This is a genomic window from Streptomyces xantholiticus (genome assembly GCF_014651015.1).
GTDB classification, from domain to species: Bacteria; Actinomycetota; Actinomycetes; order Streptomycetales; family Streptomycetaceae; genus Streptomyces; species Streptomyces xantholiticus.
In genome coordinates, this window is the sequence record NZ_BMWB01000032.1 from 42,784 (window position 1) to 63,194 (window position 20,411).

Below are 20,411 nucleotides of genomic sequence, written 5' to 3' on the forward strand. Positions count from 1 at the left end.
AGGCCGGGCGGACCGCTCGCCAATGCACGGAGGGAAGGGCCGCCGCCATGCGCCAGCGCCGCTATCCCTCCGACACCACCCATGCCGAATGGGCCCTGATTGAACCGCTGTTGCCCGAGCCGGCCTGCGAGACCCGAACCGGGGGCCGGCCGGAGAAGCACCCCCGCCGCGAGATCGTCGACGCGATCCGATACGTCGTGGACACCGGCTGCAAATGGCGGGCCCTGCCTGCGGATTACCCGCCCTGGCGCACAGTTTGGGGCTTCATGGCCCGCTGGGCCGCCGCCGGCGTGATCGGACAGATCCGCGACCACCTCTCAGGCCGGATCCGCCGCGAGATGGGCAAAGGAACCCGGGCGGTCGCGACCGTGATCGACTCCCAGAGCGTCAGGGCCGCCGAAACCGTCGGCAAGGACTCACGCGGCTACGACGCGGGCAAAAAGATCAACGGCCGTAAACGACACCTCGTGGTCGACACCCGCGGCCTTCCCCTGCTGGTCATGGTCACCCCGGCCTCGCTCACCGACCGCGACGCCGCCAAGGAACTCCTCTTCCGCCTCCGCCTGATGCACCCCGAGATCACCATCGTCTGGGCCGACTCCGCCTACGCCGGAAAGCTCGTGACCTGGGCAAAGAAGTACCTCAGCCTCACGATCAAAACCGTGAGCCGTCCCAAGGACGCCTCCGGATTCATCGTGCTGCCCCGCCGCTGGGTCGTGGAACGAACCTGGGCCTGGATGATGCACGCCCGCCGCCATGCGCGAGACTACGAACGACTCGTCCAGCACTCCGAAACCTTGATCACGTGGGCGGCGATCACCCTCATGACCAGGCGTCTCACCCGGAAAAGAAGAGCCTGATAGGAACAGGTACTCAGTCGCTTTCCTCGTAGTTCATGAACCAGTGCGTGTCGAAATAGCGGGCCATCGTGAATGGGTGGTGCGGGTCGACGAGGATGCGACACACAAACTGGGCGGCCTGGTAGTCGAAGGGGAGATCAACCTCGAGATCGTAGGACCGGACAACGACGGGCCAACGGTCGGGGTCGTTGCCGGCAACCCGCCAGCAGTACAAGTCCTTGTGCTCCGTGCCCGCCCAGATGAGCAGCCCGTCCTCCCTGAGCCCCGTCCACGGCTCCTGGTTCAGATTCAGCCATGCGTCAAAGGCGCCCTCGCCGAATGTTTCGACCATGCGCTTGTAGTCGGTCGGGAGCTCGGTGCCCAGGCGCGACTCCACTTCCGCCCAGTGCATGTCCGGCCGCTGGGCGGGCTGCGTCCAGCCGGTGATCCGTATGAGCCGATCCACCCAGTCGACGTCCTCGCACTCGTCCGGGGCGACCGGCAAAGGTTCGGGCACCTGCCTCTGAGCGACCACCAGCACCGGCCGCACGACGCCCTCGTCGTCTCGCGCCGTACCCGTTCCGACCCACTGATTCCCGTACGCCCACGCCCGTATCTTCACCGCCCGATCCTTAAAAGGGACGAGGAGAGACGCGCCGCTGGAATCATCGACCGTCGGATCGGCGAAGCCGTCAAGGACGAGGGTGCGAGGGGTTCCGTACCTGCTGGCGAGAAGGTCGGTCAGAGCTTGCAGGTCCAGATCGCCGGGCAGGTACATGTAGCCGTCTGCCGAGCCGAGCTGAGCCAGCAAATCGTTGACGGTCGTCTGCGTGAGCTTCATGGCGGACAGTGAAGCGCACTGCTCTGACAACGGACCTGCTCGGACGCATCCTCATGACAGTTGCGGGGGCGGAGTTCCTCCTACGAGACCGCGGCGGCATATGTGTTGCCGACCAAGAAGAACCGACAGCTCAGAGAGCAACGCACCGGCGCGATCTGCGTTCCTTCCATTACCAGGCGAGTGTCCCAGCAATCACACACCGACAGCAGCCTGAGGGCACTTTCCCTCGATTGTCATGGCAGCATCAGAAACAGGTACTAACCGGCGGCAAGACGTGTCGGCGATTCCGCCGCGGCGGCTGGCGGAGCTGTCCCGGTACGGCGTGGACGGCAAGGCGTCGCTGCTGCGCCGTCACGGTGATTCCCGCCGGCTGGCGATGCTGCTGGCCACCACCGTCTACCTGACGACCCGGGCCGTCGACGACGCGCTTGACCTCTCGTAGGAAGACGCCGATCAGGCGGTGGCAAGTCAGTAGGGGCCGGAGTCGTGGTAGCTGGTACTGGCGGTGAGCCCGGAGGTCCGACCGACTGCCCGGACATGGACCGTGCCGCCATTCTTGATGGCGTGCAGGACGCTCCAATCGATCCTGCCGCCGTCATCCGCCCGCCTGGGACCCTGCTTAGCCTCACCGCGGCTGTCGGGCCAGGTGTAGTACAGGTCGACCAGCTCGCCGGGCTCGAACCCGCTGCCATACACGCCGCAGCTCGCCCCGTTGCTGCACGGCAGTCCGTCAGGAACGAGCCGGGCAGGGCCGACCGGGGGCTTGGGGCTGCTGCTGCTCTTGCCCGGCTTGGGGGTGATGCCGCCGCCGGCATAACCGCCCTTCCCGGAACCGCTGTTGCCGCTGTTCCCCGAACTGGCGTTGCCCGATCCGGTAGTGCCGGACCCGGAGGCCGACCCCGAGCCGCCGCCGCTTCCGCCGCGGCCGTCGACGGAGCCCGAACCGGCACCCGAGTCCTGCCACGGCAGGGCGAGGGTGCCGTTTCGCACGGCGGTGAAGGCGAGGATGGCGAGTAGCAAGGCCGCGAGAAAGGCCAGGAAGTTCTTCACGACGGTTCCTTCCGGGTGAGCGGGGAGTCCGGATCCGGGCCCGGACGGGCCAGCACGACTCGCGACGGTGGCGTCCGAAGCTGACGTTGGGCCCGTTGGCCCCAACAGGCCCAACAGCCTTTGTTGCTCAGGGTGACGGAGCGTAGCCCGAGCGCGTCTGGACGCTCCCCGCCTGCATCGGTGCGACACGGTCGCTTCGGCAGACAGGCGCTGGCCCTGACGAACAGAGCCAGCCAACGCGTTGCTCCGCTCCTGCCTCCTGGCCACAGGGTGCCCAACCGGCGTGTGGGAGGACATCCGTGTCAGCACGGGGAGAATGGCCGTGCTTTCCTCGCTGCCGGTGTTGCCCGGTCGTGCAGCAGTCTCGAGTGGGAATCAGCGGACCTCTCGAAAGTGACACCAATGGAACCCTGGCAGATGGCGCAGCAGTCGCAGCAGGACGCCATGAACGCGCAGCGGATGACTCAGCAGGCGCAGCAGTCCGCCATGAGCGGGATGCGAATGGGCAACGAGGCCGGCCGTACGCACCGGAACGCGATGGACGAAACCCTGCGAGGCCGGCAGCCCGGCCCCCACCACGGGGAGTTCTCGGGCGGGGGGTTGCTGTCCGGGCTCGTCGGCGCGGTGGTGTTCGTCGTGTGGCTCGTCATCGCGTACGCCGTGGTCACGGGCGACATGAGCGCCATCCCGGGCTGGTAGGTCGCGTTGTCGGCTGATGCGGAGGGTGGCCCGGCGGGTGCGGTTTCGTCTCGTGCCTGCCAGCACCGGCTCTGCTCGGCAGTGGCGGGGCTGGTTCTGGGTCGGCGCCAGGAGTGACGCTCTTTCAGGGCTCCTGCCGCGCGTGAGCCGTTCAAACGGAAGAGAGACGGCCATGGAGCAGGAGCCCAGGCACACAAGCCTCTGAAACACGTCGGCTGGGCCACGTTCCCGCAGAGGAACGCTGGCCCGGCCGGCGGGACACGTTGGCACGTTTCGACCGCTGCCTTGCGGCCTGAAGCAGACGTTAGAGGCCCTCACCGGGATTGGAAGCACTGCAGGGCGCATCCCGGCGTCAGCTGCCCCGCCCGCGCCCAGTCGCTTGACACCACCCTCCGTGATAGTACGGATACGGAAAGGCCCCATGCGCCCCTACGCTTGGTCCATGCCCTGGCCCCGTCGCATATCCCTGTCGGTCGCGCTGCTCACCGCCGTGACGATCGCGGCGGCCTGTGCCCTCGTCCCTCTCACAGAGGTCCCGGCCGATGAGCTGTTCGCCCTGTTGACGCCCTTAGCCGCCGGCGCGTTCTCGGGCTGGCTCAGCCTGTTCGTCTCGCACAGACGTCCCGCCAACCCGGTCGGCCCACTGCTCGGCCTCGTCGGGCTCGCGCCGCCCCTGCTGGTGCTCTTCGACACCTATTCCTACGCGAACCTGTCGCGGCCGTTGCCGGGCGCCGAGGCGGTCCACCAACTCGCCATGGGTGCGTGGATGCTCTGGTACGTGCCGGTTCTGCTGCTGATGCTGTTCTTTCCCACCGGGCAGCTGCCACCGGGCCGCTTCCCGCGCTTCGTGCTGTACGGGGTGCTGGTGTGCATGGTCGCCTTCATGGCCACGGCCGCCGTGGACCCGAGCCCGTACGAGCCGCCGTTCGAGGAGTACGGGCATCCGCTGCCCACGCTGCCCGCGGCGGTGATCTGGATCTTCATGATCCCGCTCCTGGGGACGTTCATGGCACTGCTCGTCTGTTCGGTGCTGGTGATGCGCCGCCGGTACCGCGCGGGAGACGAAGTCGAGCGGGCGCAGCTGAAGTGGTTCGCGCTCGGCGCCCTCGCGCTGCCCGGCACGCTGCTGCTGTGCTGGGCGGACTACCTGCTGTTCGGCACGGTGGGCATCCTGATCGTGCCGGGCCTTCTCTCACTCTGCGCAGGCGTGCCGGCGCTGACCGCCCTGGCGATCCTGCGCCACGACCTGTACGACGTGGACCGCGCCACCAGCGCGGTCGTGACGTGGGGTCTGGTGACCGCCGGGCTGCTCGCCATCTACAGTGCCGCTTCCTTTGCAGGCGGTCTGGCGCTGGGACAGGGCAGTGCGGTGACGGCGGCCGCGGCGACCGCACTGGTGGCCGCCCTTCTCGTACCGGTGAAGAACCGGGTACGGCGATGGGTCGACCGGCACCTCTACCCGGTGCGGGAGCGGGCCCTGGCGGCCGTGGCGACGCTGGAGCGACAGGTCCACGAAGGACTGGGCCAGCCGGAGCAGCTGGAGGAAGTGCTGCGGGAAGCGCTGGCCGAGCCGGGGGTCCGTGTGGGGTTCCTGCTGCCGGGCGGTACGGAATTCCACGACACCGCCGGCGTCCCTGTCCGACGCGGAACCGAGGTGCGGCTGGCCGGGCGGCCCATCGGGGTGATCGACGGGCCCTGCCCGCGCGAGGTCGCAGCTGCCTGCGTGCTGCTGGTGGAGACCGTGCGGCTGCGGCTCGAACTGCGCCAGGCGCTCACCGAGGTGGAAGCCAGCCGCAGCCGGCTGCTGAAGACGGGTTACCGGGAGCGGCGGCGCCTGGAACGGGACCTGCACGACGGAGCCCAGTCGCGGCTGGTCAGTCTCGGCATGGCGCTGCGGCTCGCGCAGCGGCACCTGGGCGAGGGGGCCGTCGACGTCGACGGCGTCCTGGACCAGGCGGTGGCCGAACTGGGGACGGCCGTCGCCGAACTGCGGGAACTGGCCCACGGGCTGCGGCCCAGCTCGCTCGACGACGGCCTCGGTCCGGCCCTGGAGGCACTCACCCTACGGGGCCCGGTACGGCTCGACTGGCGGCTCAACGGGCACTCACTTCCTGACGACGTAGCCACCACGGCGTATTTCGTGGCCAGCGAAGCCGTGACCAACGCGGTCAAGCATGCCGAGGCCACGAGCATCGGGATCGTTGTCGACGAGGAGGACGAGAGGCTGATCGTCACTGTCCGGGACGACGGGCGTGGTGGCGTGGACCCGGTGAAGGGATCGGGGCTGTCGGGCCTATTAGACCGCGTTGCCGCGCTCGGCGGCCGGTTGCAGGTCACCAGTACGCCCGGCGGAGGTACGACTGTGGAGGCGGTGCTGCCGTGCGTGTCGTGATTGGTGAGGACTCGGTGCTGTTCCGGGAGGGGCTGGCGCGGCTGCTCGCGGACGCCGGGCACGAGGTCGTCGCGCGGGCCGGCGATGCGCCGGCGCTTGAGATGGCCGTGGCCGCGACCGGCCCGGACCTGGCGGTCATCGACATCCGGATGCCGCCGGACCTCACGGACGACGGCGCGCGTGCCGCACGGCGGATCCGGGCGGCGCAGCCGGAACTCGGCATCGTGCTGCTCTCTCAGCACATCGAGACGCGCAACGCCGTGGAACTGGTCTCCCGGGGCGGCTTCGGTTACCTCCTCAAGGACCGGGTCCTGGACGTTGACGACTTCCTGGAGGCGATCGTCCGTGTCGCCGCCGGCGGCTCCGCCCTCGACCCGTACGTGGTATCACGGATGATCAGCACCCACCGCGACCCGCTCGCCAAGCTCAGCGCCCGCGAGCTGGAAGTGCTGGCCCAGGTGGCCGAAGGCCACACGAACGTCGGCATCGCCCGCCGCCTGTGGCTGGCCGAACGCACCGTCGAGAGCCACGTCGCCTCGGTCATGACGAAATTGGATCTCACGACGAGCAAGGAACACAACCGCCGCGTTCTTGCGGTCCTCGCGTACCTCAGAGCACGGGGTCGTCGACGCGACGATCAGGTCGATTGAGCAGTGCAATGTCGTCCCGCGAACGCCCGCACCAACACGCCGACACCAGGGATTGGAAACACACACTCAGCTTGTCTTTTAACCTCTGGGCGTCTGGGGTGGCGTGCTCGATCATGGGTGAATGACTGCCTTCTGTGTTTGTGGTCCCGGACATCGAGCAGGCCATGCAGGATTTTCAACGTGCGGCCGGGGTTGAGTGGAGTGCCCCTGTGTCCGACCGGCTCGGTGAGTGGGACTACCGCATCGTCTTCACCGCAGGCGGGCCGCCCTTCATCGAACTCATTGAAGGGCCGCCAGGCAGTCCCTGGGACGCGTCCAGGGGAGCCAGATTCGATCACATCGGCTTCTGGACCAGCGATGTGCGACAAGGTTCCCAGCGTCTGGAAGAAGGCGGCATGCCCGTGGACTTCTCCGGCTGTCCCTATGGCCGGCCGTTCGCCTATCACCAAATGGACAGCATCGGTGCACGGATAGAACTCGTTGACGGCGGCAGGCAGTCCGGCTTCCTCAACGGGTGGCATCCGGGTGGGAGGCCAATGACCGCCATCGACGAGGCCTCCAGAAGCTGAGCTCTCGTCACGCGGTGCAGCATCGAACGGTGTCTCGAACTTGATCACTCAGACGAGCTTTCGCCGGACAGGCGGACGGCCCCCGCATGAGCATGCGTTCCGTCACAGGACCGCACTCATACGAAGGCCGCAGGGGTGAGTCTGCTGCACCACGATGCCTGGCACGAGGCACTCGACTTCACGTGCCACTTTCGGGAGGACTTCTACGGATGCCTGACCCGGCGCGGTGACGCGTTGTTCGAAGTCACGGACGCGATGCTCTGCGAGAACGGGCCGGTGACCTCGCCGGTCGACCTGACGCTGCTGGCCGAGCACCGGCGTGGGCACGGCGCGTTGTACGACGCGCTCAACCAGGGCTGCATCGACGTGGACAGGCTGCGGAAGGCGCTGGCCGTGCTGCCGCAGCCCAAGGCCGCCGACGGGCGCCTGGTCCTGGCGGTCGATGTCTCGCCGTGGCTGCGTCCGGACGCGCCGACCAGTCCGGACCGTCTGTTCTGCCACGTATACGGACCCTCGGGACGGTCCAGTGACCAGTTCATTCCCGGCTGGCCGTACTCGTTCGTCGCCGCGCTGGAGAGATCGGCCACGGCCAGTGGGAGGACGGCGACCCGGACATCCTGGTCGTCTTCGACGCCGGCTACGACGCTCCGCGCATGGCCTACCTCCTCGACGGACTGCCCGTCGAGGTGCTGGGGCGGATGCGTGCGGACCGTGTCATGCGAGGGCCGGCACCCTCGCTCAAGGAGTACGCCCTGTCCTATCCCCAGGGCGGGCGAACACCGAAGCACGGCCAGGAGTTCCGCTTCACCAGGCCCGATACCTGGGGCGAGCCCGACGCGGAGACGGTGCAGGTCACCGACCGCTACGGCGACGTTCTGCAGCCCTGCGGGGACAAGGCCAAGGCCTCGTCCCGCAGTTCGTTCGACAGCCGCGTGCGTCCCGACACCTGAAGGAGACCCCCAGCAATGAGTCGGGGTTTTGTCTTACTCGGGCCGGACGCTGCCGGGGTGGGGCGCCGGCAGCGTCCGGGGCTGGGAGTGGTGCGGAGGGGTGATGTAACTGCGGCCTGACGGAGCCGGTCTCAGCTGGAGAGGACTTTGATGTCGTCGATGGCCATGTGTGCTGGTGCTCCGACTCCCCAGAAGCCGGCGAAGGCGGTGAGGGTGGTGTGGTCGCCGGAATTGAAGCGGACGCTGATCTGCTCGTAGCACAGGGGTGTGGTCGGCGGGCACGAGGTGGGTGCGGGGCCGAAATGGCGCTCGATGGGCGACCGGACGCCGGGCAGGCGGACTCCGAAGAACGCCGTGTTGACGTTGCTCGAGGTGCTGAAGAACCCGGTGATCATGTAGTCGGTGTGGGGGCGTACGTGGATGGGCTGGGACAGTCCGTTCCACACGCGGGTGCCGGGCGAGCTGAGGATCGCGGATTTGCTGCCGGAGTTGGCCCCGCTGTGGTTGGTGGAGATGACCTTGGCGTCGGGGCCTTCCACGTTCCAGGGCTGGGAGACGGTGGAGGTCCGCTGTCCCTCGAATCCGCCGTCCTGCAAAGGATTGCGGTAGAGCTGGACGTCGACGTTCCAGTGGCCGAAGTTGTCCCAGTCCCAGTCGTCGTTGATCCGCAGGTCCAGTTTCCCGGAGATGCCGATCTCGCGGCAGCCGGGACGGCTGAGGACCTCGAAGGGCCGGGCGCCGGTCAGGCCGGCCACCAGGCTGTACTTGTTCAGGCCGGGCGCGGGATAGCTGGCGCTTGCGGGCTGCCGGGGATCGGCGCCGGCGGGTGTGACCCAGTTGGAGCCGTCGGCGTGCTGCCACCAGAAGCCGCTGGTGGATACCTCCTCATGCAGGCGTGGGACGATGCGGACGACGTCGCCGGGGCGCAGGCCCCGGCTGTTCGTGGGGAAGGTGGTGCCCCGCCCGCCGGACAGGTGCAGGGTGGCGGACTCGTCCGGCATGAAGCCGTTGTGGCAGCGGATCTGCGGGGTGGTGGGCACCCGGATGGGCCCGGCCTGGGCTGGCGCGCTGTGCAGGAGGGTGGCCAGGATCGCCAGGAACAGGGCGACGGCCAGGCCGCGGATCGTGCGGCGGCTCATCACGGCCGGTGCGTTTCGCCGGGAGTGTGGCTGGCCGGATCGGGCTGGAGCGGGAAGGACGACGGCGCACAGGCGCGCCCAGAGCTTGCTCATTGTTCTCCTTGTGGGTGATAGGCCCGCCGGCACCGGTCGACGCGGTGTCTTCCGCGCCTCGCAGCCCCGGCGGGGATGTGCGGGGAAAACGGGGCTTGTTGTGCGTCCGGACCTCTGGCGTGCAGGTCAGCCCCGCTCGGTGGACAGGCGAACCGGAAAATTTCGTGCTGCGTCCGTGCAGGGGCATCGGAACGGTTCACGGAGAGGTTGAGGTGTTGTCGGCTGCATGTGCGGCACATTCCTCAGCGGCGCACAGGGCGGACGTAGGCAGTGACGTTTCCGGCGGCCGGCAGGGGCGCGTAGCGCACCACGGGGCGGGTGGCCTCGAGAATCCGGCCGCCGCCGGCGTAGAGCTGGACATGGCCGAGCCGGTTCGTGAAGACCAGGTCTCCCGGGCGCAGGTCCGCGCGGCGGATGCGGGTACCGGCGTGGACCTGGGCGTAGGTGGTACGGGGCAGCGTCACGCCGGCGGAGCGCCAGGCGGCCTGGACGAGGCCGGAGCAGTCGTAGCCGCCCCGTCCGGTGCCACCCCAGAGGTAGGGGATGCCGAGCCGGTTCCGGGCGAAGGCCACGGCAGCACGGCCCGGGCCCGCGGCGCGGGCGGAAGCTCCGCGGGCGTCGCGGGTGTTCCCGGGGGTGATGTCCCCATGCCCGGGACGACGCGCTGTGTTCTTGGCCGGGAGGTGGAGGCGGTGTCCGGCGTAGATGAGGGTGGAGCGGCCGAGGCGGTTGGTCTTCTGCAGGGCCGCGACGGTGGTTCCGTGGCGCCGGGCCAGTGACCAGAGAGTGTCGCCGCGCCGCAGCACGACCGAACCAGACACTGCTGGGCGAGGGGCGTGTGGCTGCGACTGGTGGGCCGCGCTCGTCGTGGCCGGCCGAGGGGCGGACAGATGATGCACCACGGACGTGCCGAGGAGGGCAGCGAGCAGGCTGAGGAGCAAGACCGCGGCGAGTTTCGCCGTTGCGGCGGTGGCTGTGGCGGCGCGGATTCGGGTGCGCATAGGGATTTCTCCTTGGTGGAAGCAAGGGGCGAGGGTCTGGGCTGGCGGGGCGTGGACGGGGCGTTCGGCTGCAGTGCGCTGCGGCCGGTGGCCGGTTTTGGGCATGACGGGGCCGTGCCGCGGCGTGGTGCGCCGCGCGCCTGGGGCGAAGGGGTGTGGCGAGCTGTTAGGGGGCAGGCCCGGGGATGGGCTGCACGCGGGCCTGCCCTCGATGAGGCGTCAGGAGCAGGTCAGGTGGAATTGGTCGCCGTTGCTCCCGCGGTCGGGCTGGGGGGAGGTGATCTCCAGGCTCATGTGGCCCTGCACCACGTCGCCGGACTTGGTGCCCTGAAGCTGGACCTCGAAGGTCTCGTACTGGGTGTTGGGGGTGGTGAAGGTCATGCTGCCCGTGCGCGGACGGACTCCGCGGTCAGTCAGGAACTCGTCGGGATACCAGGTGTAGTTGATGGTCCCGGTGCGCCGGGCGCTCGCCGAGAAGGTGAACGTGATGGGCCTGGTGCAGTCGGCGGTGTCCGAGCGGGGCTGGACGTAGACAGACCTGCCCATCAGGATCGGTTCCTGCCGAGTGTTGTCCTCGCCCGTGCCGGTCGACACACCCGCCGTGGGTCCCCTGGAGGAACCCTCCGAGGTGCTGGGGGACGGCAGTCCATCGTCCCCGGGCCCCTGTGTGGCGCCAGCAGTTTTACCGGGCGTGGCGCCGCTTGTTGCGCCCTGCGTGGGCACGCTCGACGTACCGCCGGTCGGGCCCTGGGTGGTGCCGCCCGGGGCGCTGTTGCCCGGTCCGCTGGTGACCCTGCCGGTCGGGCCGGGCGTGGATCCCCCTGGGGGGCCAGCAGTCTGGTCGGCGGTCGAACCGCCGGTGGGGGAGCTTGTGATGGACGGGGTTGCGTTCGGTTTCCCAGGGTTCAGATTCACCAGTGCTCCCGCGAGGAGGACCACCGCTGTCACCGCCGCCGTGGCGAGCACCACCGGAGCGATCCGGCGCCGGGGCCGGGACGGGTCCCTGTCCGTCTCCCGGTCGGGCACACGGATCTCGGCGGCCTCCCGGGCGCGCCGCCGGATCATGTCGGTCAGCGGGGCGGGCAGCCAGCCGGGCCCTGGCTGTCCGGCACGCTCGCAGCACCAGTCGATCACCTGACGGGGGCTTGGCCGTTTGTCTGGATTCTTGGCCAGACACCACGCCACCAGTTCTCGCAGCTCTTCCGGCACCGCTTCCAGGTCCGGTTCGCCGTGCACGATCCGGAAGCTGATCTCCGCTGGCTCGTTACCGAACGGCAGGCGGCCCGTCGAAGCGAAGGCCAGCAGCGCGCCGAGGGAGAACACGTCGCACGCCGGCCCGGCCTTGCCCTTGGTGAGTCGTTCCGGCGCCACGTAGCCCGGAGTGCCCACCAGCATCTGCGTACGGGTCAGTGTGGTGGCGTCCCGGGTGCGGGCGATCCCGAAGTCGATGACCTTCGGCCCGTCCGTCGCCAGCAGCACATTGCCCGGCTTCAGGTCTCGGTGCACCACGTCGGCGCCGTGAATGGCCGCCAGGGCCTCGGCGATCCCGGCGGCCAGCCGGATCACCGTGTCCGCCTGCATCGGGCCCTGCTCGCTGACCACTTCCTGGAGCGAAGGCCCGGGAACGTACTCGGTGGCCAGCCACGGGTCCTCAGCGTCCGGATCGGCCGCCACCACCGCTGCGGTGAACATCCCATGCACCCGGCGAGCTGCGGCGATCTCCTGCCGGAACCGGGCCCGGAACTCCGGGTCACCGGCCCGCGCACCGTCGATCACCTTGATCGCAACCTGACGGCCTCCCATGCTCTCCCCCAGGTAGACGCGTCCCATCGCCCCCGCCCCGAGGAAACTCAACAGCCTGAAACCGCCCGCCTGACGGGGGTCATTCGCGCCCAGCGGGGGCAGCGTCTCGTGCCGCGTCCCTTCCCTGCCGGCGTCCGTGCGCTCGCCGGCACGGGCGCGCCTTCCGGCCGCAGGGCGCTCCTCGGCCCCCGACCGCGCCGCCTCCTTTTCCAAGTCCTGCTCGAGCTGCGCCTTCGTGGCCTCCCAGCGCCGCGCCCACTCCCGCATGGCCTGCTGATTGACTCTGCAGGCCTCCACGAACGCCAGCGTCACGTCCTTCGACGGCAGATTGCGGCCAAGGGCCGCAGCGTTCAGAGTCGCCCTGCCGTACCCGACCCGCTTTGACATCGCCTCGTACGAGGGATTGCCCGCGTCCTGCCGTAACTGGCGCAGCGCTGCGGCGAACTCCATGACAGGCCCCCCGCCCGGCTCCAACGGCTGTTCCCGACGCCCCACCATCACTGCCCTCCGATCCCGCGCACGGGCGAATCCCCAGCCGCGGTCGTCCCCACCGCGCCCACCGACAGCGGGGGCACGAACTTGCTGCCATATGAATAGCGGCAAATCCGGACCTGAGGACAGCAATCCGGCTTCCCTGGATGTCCATGGATATCCGGACTGCTCCATCGCAGGTCAGCGACGTCCGGCGAACGGGCTTTGGACAATGAGAAGCCCCAGGTACAACAAGGGAGGTGTCGGCAAGACGACCGTGGGACGGTCCAGCTTGCCGAAGGACTCGCCACGGAAGGCTGACGGGTCATGGTGGTCGACAGCAGTTGCTCGGCACGACGAGGGTGAGGGGCCGTGTCATACCTCGGCGCTACGGTGTCCACCTGTGGGGCGTAAGCGTGTTGTTGACGAGTTCGGTCCAGAAGCCTGGTGCGAGGCGTGTGATGACCTGATCGACTTCGAGGAGCCCGGCAGAGCCAAAGGGCACTGTGCCGAGTGCGGCCCTGCGTACCGGCAGGCCCGCCGGCACGGCATCACGATCCAGAAGGTGAACGCCATCTTGCGCGTCCAGGACGACTCGTGCGCGATCTGCGGTGAATACCCAGGAGACGGCGGAATGGAGGGCATCTCCTACTGGCAGATAGATCACGATCAGGCCTGCTGCAACAGGTCAGGTTTCTGCGGCGGTTGCGTTCGCGGCCTGCTCTGCAAGACGTGCAACATACGAGGCGTCGCTTGGTACGAACGCCTGCCGGACGACCGGCGCGACTGGCCACGCATGAACGCCTACCTGGCCGACCCGCCCGCACAGCGGCCGGAGGCGAAAGTGAGCACCTGGGGCGACCTGTCAGGCGTTCGAGCGCGGGCCGGTAGCTTCTGCTCATGGCGCTCTAGCCGGCCGCTGTAGCCGGGCCGTGCAATATGTCGAACCGCTGAGCACCTCACACGCGTCGCCATCCGCACCGACAACGTCCTGACCACCGGGGAGCGAGGCACCGTCCTCCGTCTCGACCGCACTCCCATCAGCCTTCGCTGTGGTGCGCCTCGCTGGTGGCCACGCTCCCAGACAAACGCCAGCGGACGAACCGGAACCGTGAGTGACCCCCGGCGGCCCGCCCGAGGAAACCTCGCGTCGCCTTATGCGAAGGGGAAGTGGGCGATGACGTCGGGGCGGAGTGTGGGCGCGATGTCGTGGAGGTAGGGGTTGGTCGGCGGCCTCGATCAGGCCCGCCGCCCGCAGTTCGCTGGCGAAGCGGCCCCGGTCGCCTCGGAGTGCTCGTACATCTTGAGGCACCGGATGTATGGCAGGCCTGTCGCAGCCTGGATCCGGCGGGCGAGTTCGCGGCGCGGGTCTGCTTCTTCGGCATAGTCGTCTCGGATTCCGGCGGGCTGTGCCCACGCCGTGTCCGCCCCGGTTGCTCGAGGCGTCGACGTTCCACGGGGCACGCGGCCAGTGAGACCTACACCCGGGATCGCCTGCTGTGTGAGAGTCGACGGCGGGGTCTGTACCCGCCCAGCCGCCCGGCAGGATCGGAGGGGAGGGCGAGCGGCGGCACCCCGCTCTGGGCGCAGGACTTGATCCAGCTCGCCCGGTCCTGACGTAGCCCTTGCGGGTGTTGGCTGGCGGTCATCCGCGACCACCTTGGCAGCCTGGCCGTCGAGGTGCTCCAGGGCGGCCCGGGTGGCGGCGTCGCAGGTCTCCGGACCGGGCCCGCGCCTGGCATTCCTGGAACCCGGACATGGGGAGCCGGACTCCACGCAGAGACCACGGTGAAGGCGCGCTGGGAGCCAGAACGGTCGGCCGGGTCCGCGTCCTGCCGTCGGAGGCAGCGCCACAGAGATTTGATGGGCGGAGGCCAGGGCGCCGAGGTGGGCTCGTAGCCACCCTGACAGGGGGGAGTCCTTGATAGTCGAGGACAAGGCGAGGGGGTACCCACCTGGTGCCGGACTCTTCGAATGCCGAGGATGGAGGGATGCCGTACCCCAATCGCCCCCCGGCAAGCCAAGACGAGACAGCTGCTCGCCCAGCTGCGCACAGTCCCGCTGGCGCAGCGGCCGTCGCCGCGGTGGCAGTGGGCTGCGTGGCCTTCGCGCTGTACGCCGTGTCGCTTTCGGTCGGAAAAGCGCCATGGCCATGGTGGATGCAGGTCCCCATCCAAAGTGCTGGCATGCTCGCGCTAGTGGCCGGATTCGTGACGCTGTTCCGGCGACCGGGCCTCAGCCGTATCGGCGCACTGCTTGTGGCATTCGGCTTGACGTGGTATATCGGCGATCTGCAATTCAGCGAACACCAGGCCGTCTACGCTGTCGGCTTTTGTCTATTCTTTTTTAACGCTGCGGTCATGGCGCAGATCACCTTAAGCTTTCCCTCGGGCCGGTTTCGGGATCCTGTCACGACCGTAATTGTCTTCAGCCTCTACAGTGTTATTCTGGTCAGCCAGAGCGCTCGATATTTCATCGAAGAATCGCCTCCGCCGCAGGTCTGGGGAGACCCCAAAGCGGGCACATATTCACTGTGGGCTACTGTCGGGACACTAGCAGGGATGATCCTCTGTGGTGCCGTTCTCGTGCTACTAATTCGCCGTTGGCGATCAGAGAGTCCACCGATGCGCAGAAGCGCCATTCCGGTCCGGTTCTCCGCCACCCTGGCCGCGGTAATCGTTAGCGGATTCCTGATTGTCGCACTGACCCATGCACCTGCCCGACTGAACCACATGCTGCTCTTCGGATATGCCACGGCTGTACTTCTTGTCCCCCTTGCCAGCCAGGTCGACGCGCTTCGGGAATGGGTGGGCCGGGCTAGTGCTTTCGAAAAGCTTACCGATTTCGAGGAGGTGGCAAGTGAGGGTTACCGAGAGCTCCTCGCCAAGTGGCTCGGGGACCCCAAGATCGAGATTCACCCGTGGCTACCTGACGAACAGCGGTATGCAAATTTGGCTGGCGATACGGTCGAACTTCCTACAGATCCTGGCCGTACCGTGACATTTTTAGAATGGAAGGGTCGAAAAATTGGCGCCCTCTTTCATGATTCCTCGCTGTCTGGTGCTCGGCAGCTAAAGTCGGTAGCAGCTGTGACGAGAATCGTTCTCGAGAAGGAAGCCCTTCAGGCGCGCCTGCGCAGGAGTCGCAACATGCTGATCGACCTTGAGATCGACCACCGCAAAGAACTCCAGAGTGGGCTTCACGACGGCGGGCAAGACGAGGTTATCGGAATTCGGTTCGTTCTCCATGATCTGATAAGTGACATTCAACGCCAGGGAGGGACAAGCGCGGTCGGCCTGATTCAAGAGGGCATAGACAGGTCCGAGCGCTTGCAGGACCAAATCAAGGAGGTTGCGTTTGAGCTGTATCCGCCGGCGCTCGATTACGGTTTGAGAGCTGGCGTGCTTTCACTCTTTGACAAGTTGCGGCTTTCCCCGAAAGATCTGACGATCCCAGAGACACGCTGGCCAAAGCGGGTCGAGCACGTCGCTTACCGGGTCATCAGCGAGGCAATACGCAACGCCAGAACCCACGCACGGGCCAAAACAATTCGAGTCAAGGTCACGCATCAGCCCAATTGGCTCATAGTAGAGGTCATCGATGATGGCATCGGGGGTGCTAACTCAGCTGGACCGCGGGGAGTGGGCAGTCAGCGGGCGCGTCACCTAGTAAACGTACTTGAGGGGAAATTTACCATCGATAGCCCAGACGGCGTGGGCACACACGTGAAGGCGGAACTCCCATGCATATTATGATTTCCGACGACGCTCCCCTTTTTCACGACCTCCTCGCGCCTCGCTTGCGGCAGCGCGACGGGATTCAGGTGAGTCAGGCCAGGTCGATCAGCGAGACCAAGTCACGGCTTGAGCAGGGCTTAGCTCCCGATGTGATCCTGTTGGACATGGACTTTTCGGTTGCTGGGGAGGGATCGTTCGCTGGGCTAACAGCGGCGAAGAGCATCCGTCGGAGGTACCCCAGGATAGCTTTGCTCGCCATGTCGAAACACGACGAATTGCGCATCGCGCTGGAAATGATGAATATCGGCCAACAGGGCGGCCGGGTCGGTTACCTACTCAAGGACAAACTGGAGGGCGTCGACCAGTTGCTGGATTACGTTCGCACGGTGCATGCTGGCGGAATCTGCATCGACGCACAGCTGAAAGGCTTAGCAGCACGTGGCGGGAAGTTGACTGACACGCAAAGAAGAGTTGTGGATCTGATTGCACGGGGGTACACGAACAGAGCAATCGCCGAGCGGCGTCTAATTTCTGAAGGGACAGTCGAAAGGCACATTGCAGCGATCAGGAAAGCTTACGGGCTGCCCTCGCCGGAAGAGGAGCGGGAATTGCAAATGAACATCCGCGTCTTGATCGTGCGCGCTTACCTCGATGACATCATGGGTCACATCGATCAGGGCCCGGAGTGAAACCGGGGGAATTCCCACCCCCAGTCGCCATGTATCAGGGTTCCCCCCATATTCACGTGGGAGGCCGTGAGTCACTCTCGAATCAACCCGCTTCGCCTGTCCGTGGCAGCCGGCGGGTTCGCTTTGCTCGTGAGTCGACATGACCGCTTTGGAGGGTCTGCCATCGATTCACCTCATTGATTCGGGGGGCAAGACATGCGTATATCTGCGACGGGCTCACGTTTCTTCTGTGCCTTGGGGGCATGCCTGGCGCTTCTGGTCGTGGGGGCCTGTACCAAACCCGAACCGCCGGTTCCGGATCCGGTGACCACCGCGCCTACGACCCCGGTTCCGGATCCGGACCCATTGCCCCCGGAGCCGGAACCTTCCGTGCCCGAGAGCGTTGTGGGCTCCTGGTGCGGTGGTCAGAATGACGCACCCGGCGGACACTGGACATACATCTTCTCCGGTGACGGGAGCGTTGCTGCGGAGAACCGAGAGGGTGGCTTCTCTGGGTATGTCGTTACCCAAGGGGATGTCATGATCTTTCATGTGGAGGGCAGTGAGCCGTTCAAATCGACATGGTCAGTGAGTTACGAGGAAGCCCTTGGCATCAATCTGCTTTTCCTCGATGACTACAGTTATGTCCCGGGACCGTGTACGTCGTAGCCATCGGATTGAGGCCCCAGGAGATCCTTCGATCTCCGGGGGCCTCCGTCTTGCGTAACGGGCAAGCGCCAGGAATTCAGCGAGGGGTGACCGGCGGGGTATCGCGCCCGCGCGGCCGTCGGTTCTAGTGATGGTTATGTCAACTGAGTACGTCAGGCAGCTGCCGCGTTGCGCGAGCCAGGCAGTCAACTCAATGGTGTAGTCCCTAGAGTTGGCGCCCATCAAGGTGGACCGTCCGTGCGGGATTTGTGGCCGCGCGCCTCCTGCAACGGGAACCAATGCTGAGAAGTCGGCGATAACCGTGCCGCAAGGCATGCGGCTTCACGGAATCCGCCTGGGGCGGCCGGCTCCCTGAACAGGGGGCATCCAGCTTCCAGGCCGCTATGGCGCAGGCTTCCCCCCATATTCCTGCGGGAGGCATCTGAGCGAGTATCGAATCAGCCCGCTTTATCTTGCGGAACCCGGAGGGACACGATGAGCTACCAGTACACCGGGCAGATGCCCCCCGCGCCGACGCCCCCGCCGACGGTCACCGGCCAGATGGTCAACGACGTTCGTCCAGTTGCACAGACCGCAGTGGTCATGGCAGCCCGCCACTACGGTCCTAAGCTCCTGGATGCGGCCCGGGCCCTGATGCGCTGACGTAAGAGCGCTCCTGCCGAAGAAGGCAGATAGAAGTGATGGCCGGTCACGCTCGGCTTCAAGGAACTGTCAATAAGGAGGACCTCATGACCCAGCCGAACCCGTTCCTCCCTGACGCCAGAGGAATCGCGTCAGGCAACAACTACTCCTTCATGGCGCCAGCCAACTCCTACGCCCCCTCAGCGCCCTCTGCCCCGGCCGCCTTTGTGTACCAGGCGGCAGCAGTGGTCACTCCCGTGGCTGTCCGCCATGTGGCGCCTGTCATCACGAAGGCAGCCAAGGAACACGGTCCCGACATGCTGCGGGTCTGTGGGCGGTTCGGCCTTGAGCTTCTGAAGGCCCTCAGCCGGGTCCGGTAGCGGCTGTCTGGCCGAGGTCCCGCAGGGGGCCTCGGCCGGTCACGGCGCGAAGTGCCCTGACGCGGCGCGATGCCGTCGCAGCCAAGACCACCTGGGCCTACCCGCTCAGCAGCTTGCCACCCCTACCGAGACGTGGGCGGACACGACCGGCTCGGCGCTCGTCCTGCCGTTCGGCGGCCGGTTCCAGGACCCTGTGCTCGCCACGGACTCAAGGTCCGTGTGCCCGGCGCCAGCCCTCACCCGTTCGTCGACGGCATGACCGTGTCATTCTACCTCCCTCGGCAGGGTAGACGGGCCAGCTATCTGGGCCTCACGGCGCTCGGGCAATACAAGTTCCGCACCGCGATCCGCAAGCTCGCCAAGCAGATGAGCGAGGATTCCGGCCGACTCACCCAGGGCGAGGGACTGTAAATCGTTCCGTGTTACTCCCGAGCACGGAAGATGCACTGATGACCGTTGAGAACGTGACCGAGCCCAAGACGGTTGAGGCGCCAGAGGCTGCGCCGGCGAAGTCCGTTGACGATCAGCTGATCGACGAGCTGGTGGGCCGTGCCCAGGCCGAGGGCCTGCAGCTGACCGGCGAGGGCGGGCTGCTCCAGCAGCTGACGAAGCGGCTGCTGGAGTCCGCCCTGGAAGGTGAGATCACCGATCACCTCGGCTATGACGAGCACGATCCAGTGGGCAAGGACGGTGGCAACTCCCGCAACGGCACACGCTACAAGACGGTCCTGACCGACGTCGGCCCGGTGGAGATAACCGTGCCTCGCGACCGCGACGGCTCCTTCGAGCCGAAGATCGTCAAGAAGCGGCAGAAGCGCCTGACCGGTGTCGACGAGATGGTCATCTCGCTGGCCGCGAAGGGCCTGACCACCGGCGAGGTCCAGGCTCACCTGGCCGAGGTCTATGGCGCCGACGTTTCCCGCCAGACCATCTCCACCATTACCGACAAGGTGCTGGAGGGCATGGCCGAATGGCAGAGCCGACCCCTCGACCCGGTCTATCCGGTCGTCTTCATCGACGCAATCCACGTGAAGATCCGCGATGGCGCGGTCGCCAACCGGCCCATATATGTGGCCCTGGCCGTCACAGTCGAGGGCCGGCGGGAGATTTTCGGGCTGTGGGCCGGTGACGGCGGCGAGGGCGCCAAGCACTGGCTCCAGATCCTTACCGAGATCAAGAACCGCGGTGTCAGCGACGTGCTCATGCTGGTCTGCGACGGGCTCAAGGGCCTGCCCGAGGCAGTGGAGACGGTCTGGCCGCGGACCATCGTGCAGACCTGCGTGGTGCATCTGCTGCGGAACTCTTTCCGCTATGCGGCCCGTCAGGACTGGGACAAGATCGCCAAGCTTCTCCAGCCCGTCTACACGGCCCCGACCGAGGAAGCCGCCCTGGAGCGGTTCGCTGAGTTCGCCGATGCCTGGGGCAGGAAGTATCCGGCGATCGTGAAACTGTGGGAGAACGCCTGGGAGGAGTTCACTCCGTTCCTGCGGTTCGACACCGAGATCCGCCGCATCGTCTGCACGACGAACGCGATCGAGTCGGTGAACGCGCGGATCCGCCGGGCGGTCAAGGCCCGCGGACACTTCCCCAACGAGCAGGCCGCCCTGAAGTGCGTCTACATGGCGATCATGTCCCTCGATCCCACAGGCAAGGGGCAGGCCCGCTGGACCATGCGCTGGAAGACCGCACTGAATGCCCTCGACATCACCTTCGACGGCCGCCTGTCGGCAGCCCGCCAGTAACCTCAACTACCTAAGCTACACCGATCGTTCGGCTCTGTTCCGTAGTCGGTGGTGACGGCTGGTGACGGGCGTCGTTGACGTTGTATGCGAGATATCA

General features: G+C 66.9%; 16 protein-coding genes and 2 pseudogenes. 13 read left to right on the forward strand and 5 right to left on the reverse strand.

The annotated features are described in order from the left end of the window. Positions 1-47: 47 nt before the first annotated feature. Positions 48-845, forward strand: a pseudogene (locus IE198_RS31275) (IS5 family transposase); the annotation flags it as partial. 28 nt (positions 846-873) lie between these two features. Here the strand turns inward: IE198_RS31275 and IE198_RS31280 are convergent. Next, a complete protein-coding gene (locus IE198_RS31280; RefSeq protein ID WP_189892736.1) occupies positions 874-1,680 on the reverse strand; it encodes a hypothetical protein in 807 nt (268 codons plus the stop codon). Between the two features lie 274 nt (positions 1,681-1,954). Between IE198_RS31280 and IE198_RS31285 the strand changes: the two genes are divergently transcribed. Continuing rightward, on the forward strand, positions 1,955-2,122 hold the full coding sequence (locus IE198_RS31285) for a hypothetical protein (RefSeq protein WP_189892773.1): 168 nt from the start codon (positions 1,955-1,957) through the stop codon (positions 2,120-2,122). Between the two features lie 26 nt (positions 2,123-2,148). Here the strand turns inward: IE198_RS31285 and IE198_RS31290 are convergent, their stop codons facing one another. Continuing rightward, positions 2,149-2,730: a hypothetical protein gene (locus IE198_RS31290; RefSeq protein ID WP_189892738.1), complete on the reverse strand. Its 582-nt coding sequence runs from the start codon at positions 2,728-2,730 to the stop codon at positions 2,149-2,151. A gap of 402 nt (positions 2,731-3,132) precedes the next feature. Between IE198_RS31290 and IE198_RS31295 the strand changes: the two genes are divergently transcribed. The 5 genes and pseudogenes from IE198_RS31295 to IE198_RS31315 all read left to right on the forward strand — a co-directional run. Further along, positions 3,133-3,429, forward strand: coding sequence for a hypothetical protein (locus IE198_RS31295; protein WP_189892740.1), 297 nt, complete (start codon positions 3,133-3,135; stop codon positions 3,427-3,429). Between the two features lie 442 nt (positions 3,430-3,871). Continuing rightward, positions 3,872-5,821, forward strand: coding sequence for a sensor histidine kinase (locus IE198_RS31300; RefSeq protein WP_189892742.1), 1,950 nt, complete (start codon positions 3,872-3,874; stop codon positions 5,819-5,821). Next, on the forward strand, positions 5,809-6,471 hold the full coding sequence (locus IE198_RS31305; protein ID WP_189892745.1) for a response regulator transcription factor: 663 nt from the start codon (positions 5,809-5,811) through the stop codon (positions 6,469-6,471). Before IE198_RS31300 ends, IE198_RS31305 begins: the two co-directional genes overlap by 13 nt. 134 nt (positions 6,472-6,605) lie before the next feature. Beyond that, positions 6,606-7,040, forward strand: a complete 435-nt coding sequence (locus IE198_RS31310) for a VOC family protein (protein ID WP_229834584.1) — start codon at positions 6,606-6,608, stop codon at positions 7,038-7,040. A gap of 135 nt (positions 7,041-7,175) precedes the next feature. Further along, positions 7,176-7,909, forward strand: a pseudogene (locus IE198_RS31315) (transposase); the annotation flags it as partial. A gap of 212 nt (positions 7,910-8,121) precedes the next feature. On the opposite strand, the gene IE198_RS31320 reads toward IE198_RS31315, so the two are convergent. From IE198_RS31320 to IE198_RS31330, 3 genes are all read right to left on the reverse strand, one after another. Continuing rightward, positions 8,122-9,222: a hypothetical protein gene (locus IE198_RS31320; RefSeq protein WP_189892747.1), complete on the reverse strand. Its 1,101-nt coding sequence runs from the start codon at positions 9,220-9,222 to the stop codon at positions 8,122-8,124. A 242-nt stretch (positions 9,223-9,464) separates the two neighbouring features. After that, on the reverse strand, positions 9,465-10,223 hold the full coding sequence (locus IE198_RS36445) for a C40 family peptidase (RefSeq protein ID WP_308426888.1): 759 nt from the start codon (positions 10,221-10,223) through the stop codon (positions 9,465-9,467). Positions 10,224-10,442: 219 nt separating this feature from the next. Next, positions 10,443-12,476, reverse strand: coding sequence for a protein kinase domain-containing protein (locus tag IE198_RS31330; protein ID WP_189892749.1), 2,034 nt, complete (start codon positions 12,474-12,476; stop codon positions 10,443-10,445). 424 nt (positions 12,477-12,900) lie between these two features. Between IE198_RS31330 and IE198_RS31335 the strand changes: the two genes are divergently transcribed. The 6 genes from IE198_RS31335 (at position 12,901) to IE198_RS31360 (ending at position 20,314) form a co-directional block, all read left to right on the forward strand. Further along, positions 12,901-13,422 carry an endonuclease domain-containing protein gene (locus IE198_RS31335; protein ID WP_189892751.1) on the forward strand — a complete coding sequence of 174 codons (522 nt, stop codon included), beginning with the start codon at positions 12,901-12,903 and terminating at the stop codon, positions 13,420-13,422. Between the two features lie 1,174 nt (positions 13,423-14,596). Further along, positions 14,597-16,252, forward strand: coding sequence for a sensor histidine kinase (locus IE198_RS31340; protein ID WP_189892753.1), 1,656 nt, complete (start codon positions 14,597-14,599; stop codon positions 16,250-16,252). Continuing rightward, positions 16,240-16,923, forward strand: coding sequence for a response regulator (locus tag IE198_RS31345; RefSeq protein ID WP_189892755.1), 684 nt, complete (start codon positions 16,240-16,242; stop codon positions 16,921-16,923). Before IE198_RS31340 ends, IE198_RS31345 begins: the two co-directional genes overlap by 13 nt. A 1,376-nt stretch (positions 16,924-18,299) precedes the next feature. After that, complete coding sequence (locus tag IE198_RS31350; protein WP_189892757.1) at positions 18,300-18,572, forward strand: hypothetical protein; 273 nt, start codon at positions 18,300-18,302, stop codon at positions 18,570-18,572. Positions 18,573-18,827: 255 nt separating this feature from the next. Next, on the forward strand, positions 18,828-18,983 hold the full coding sequence (locus IE198_RS31355; RefSeq protein WP_189892759.1) for a hypothetical protein: 156 nt from the start codon (positions 18,828-18,830) through the stop codon (positions 18,981-18,983). A 38-nt stretch (positions 18,984-19,021) separates the two neighbouring features. Next, positions 19,022-20,314: an IS256 family transposase gene (locus IE198_RS31360; protein WP_189892761.1), complete on the forward strand. Its 1,293-nt coding sequence runs from the start codon at positions 19,022-19,024 to the stop codon at positions 20,312-20,314. Positions 20,315-20,411: the final 97 nt, after the last annotated feature.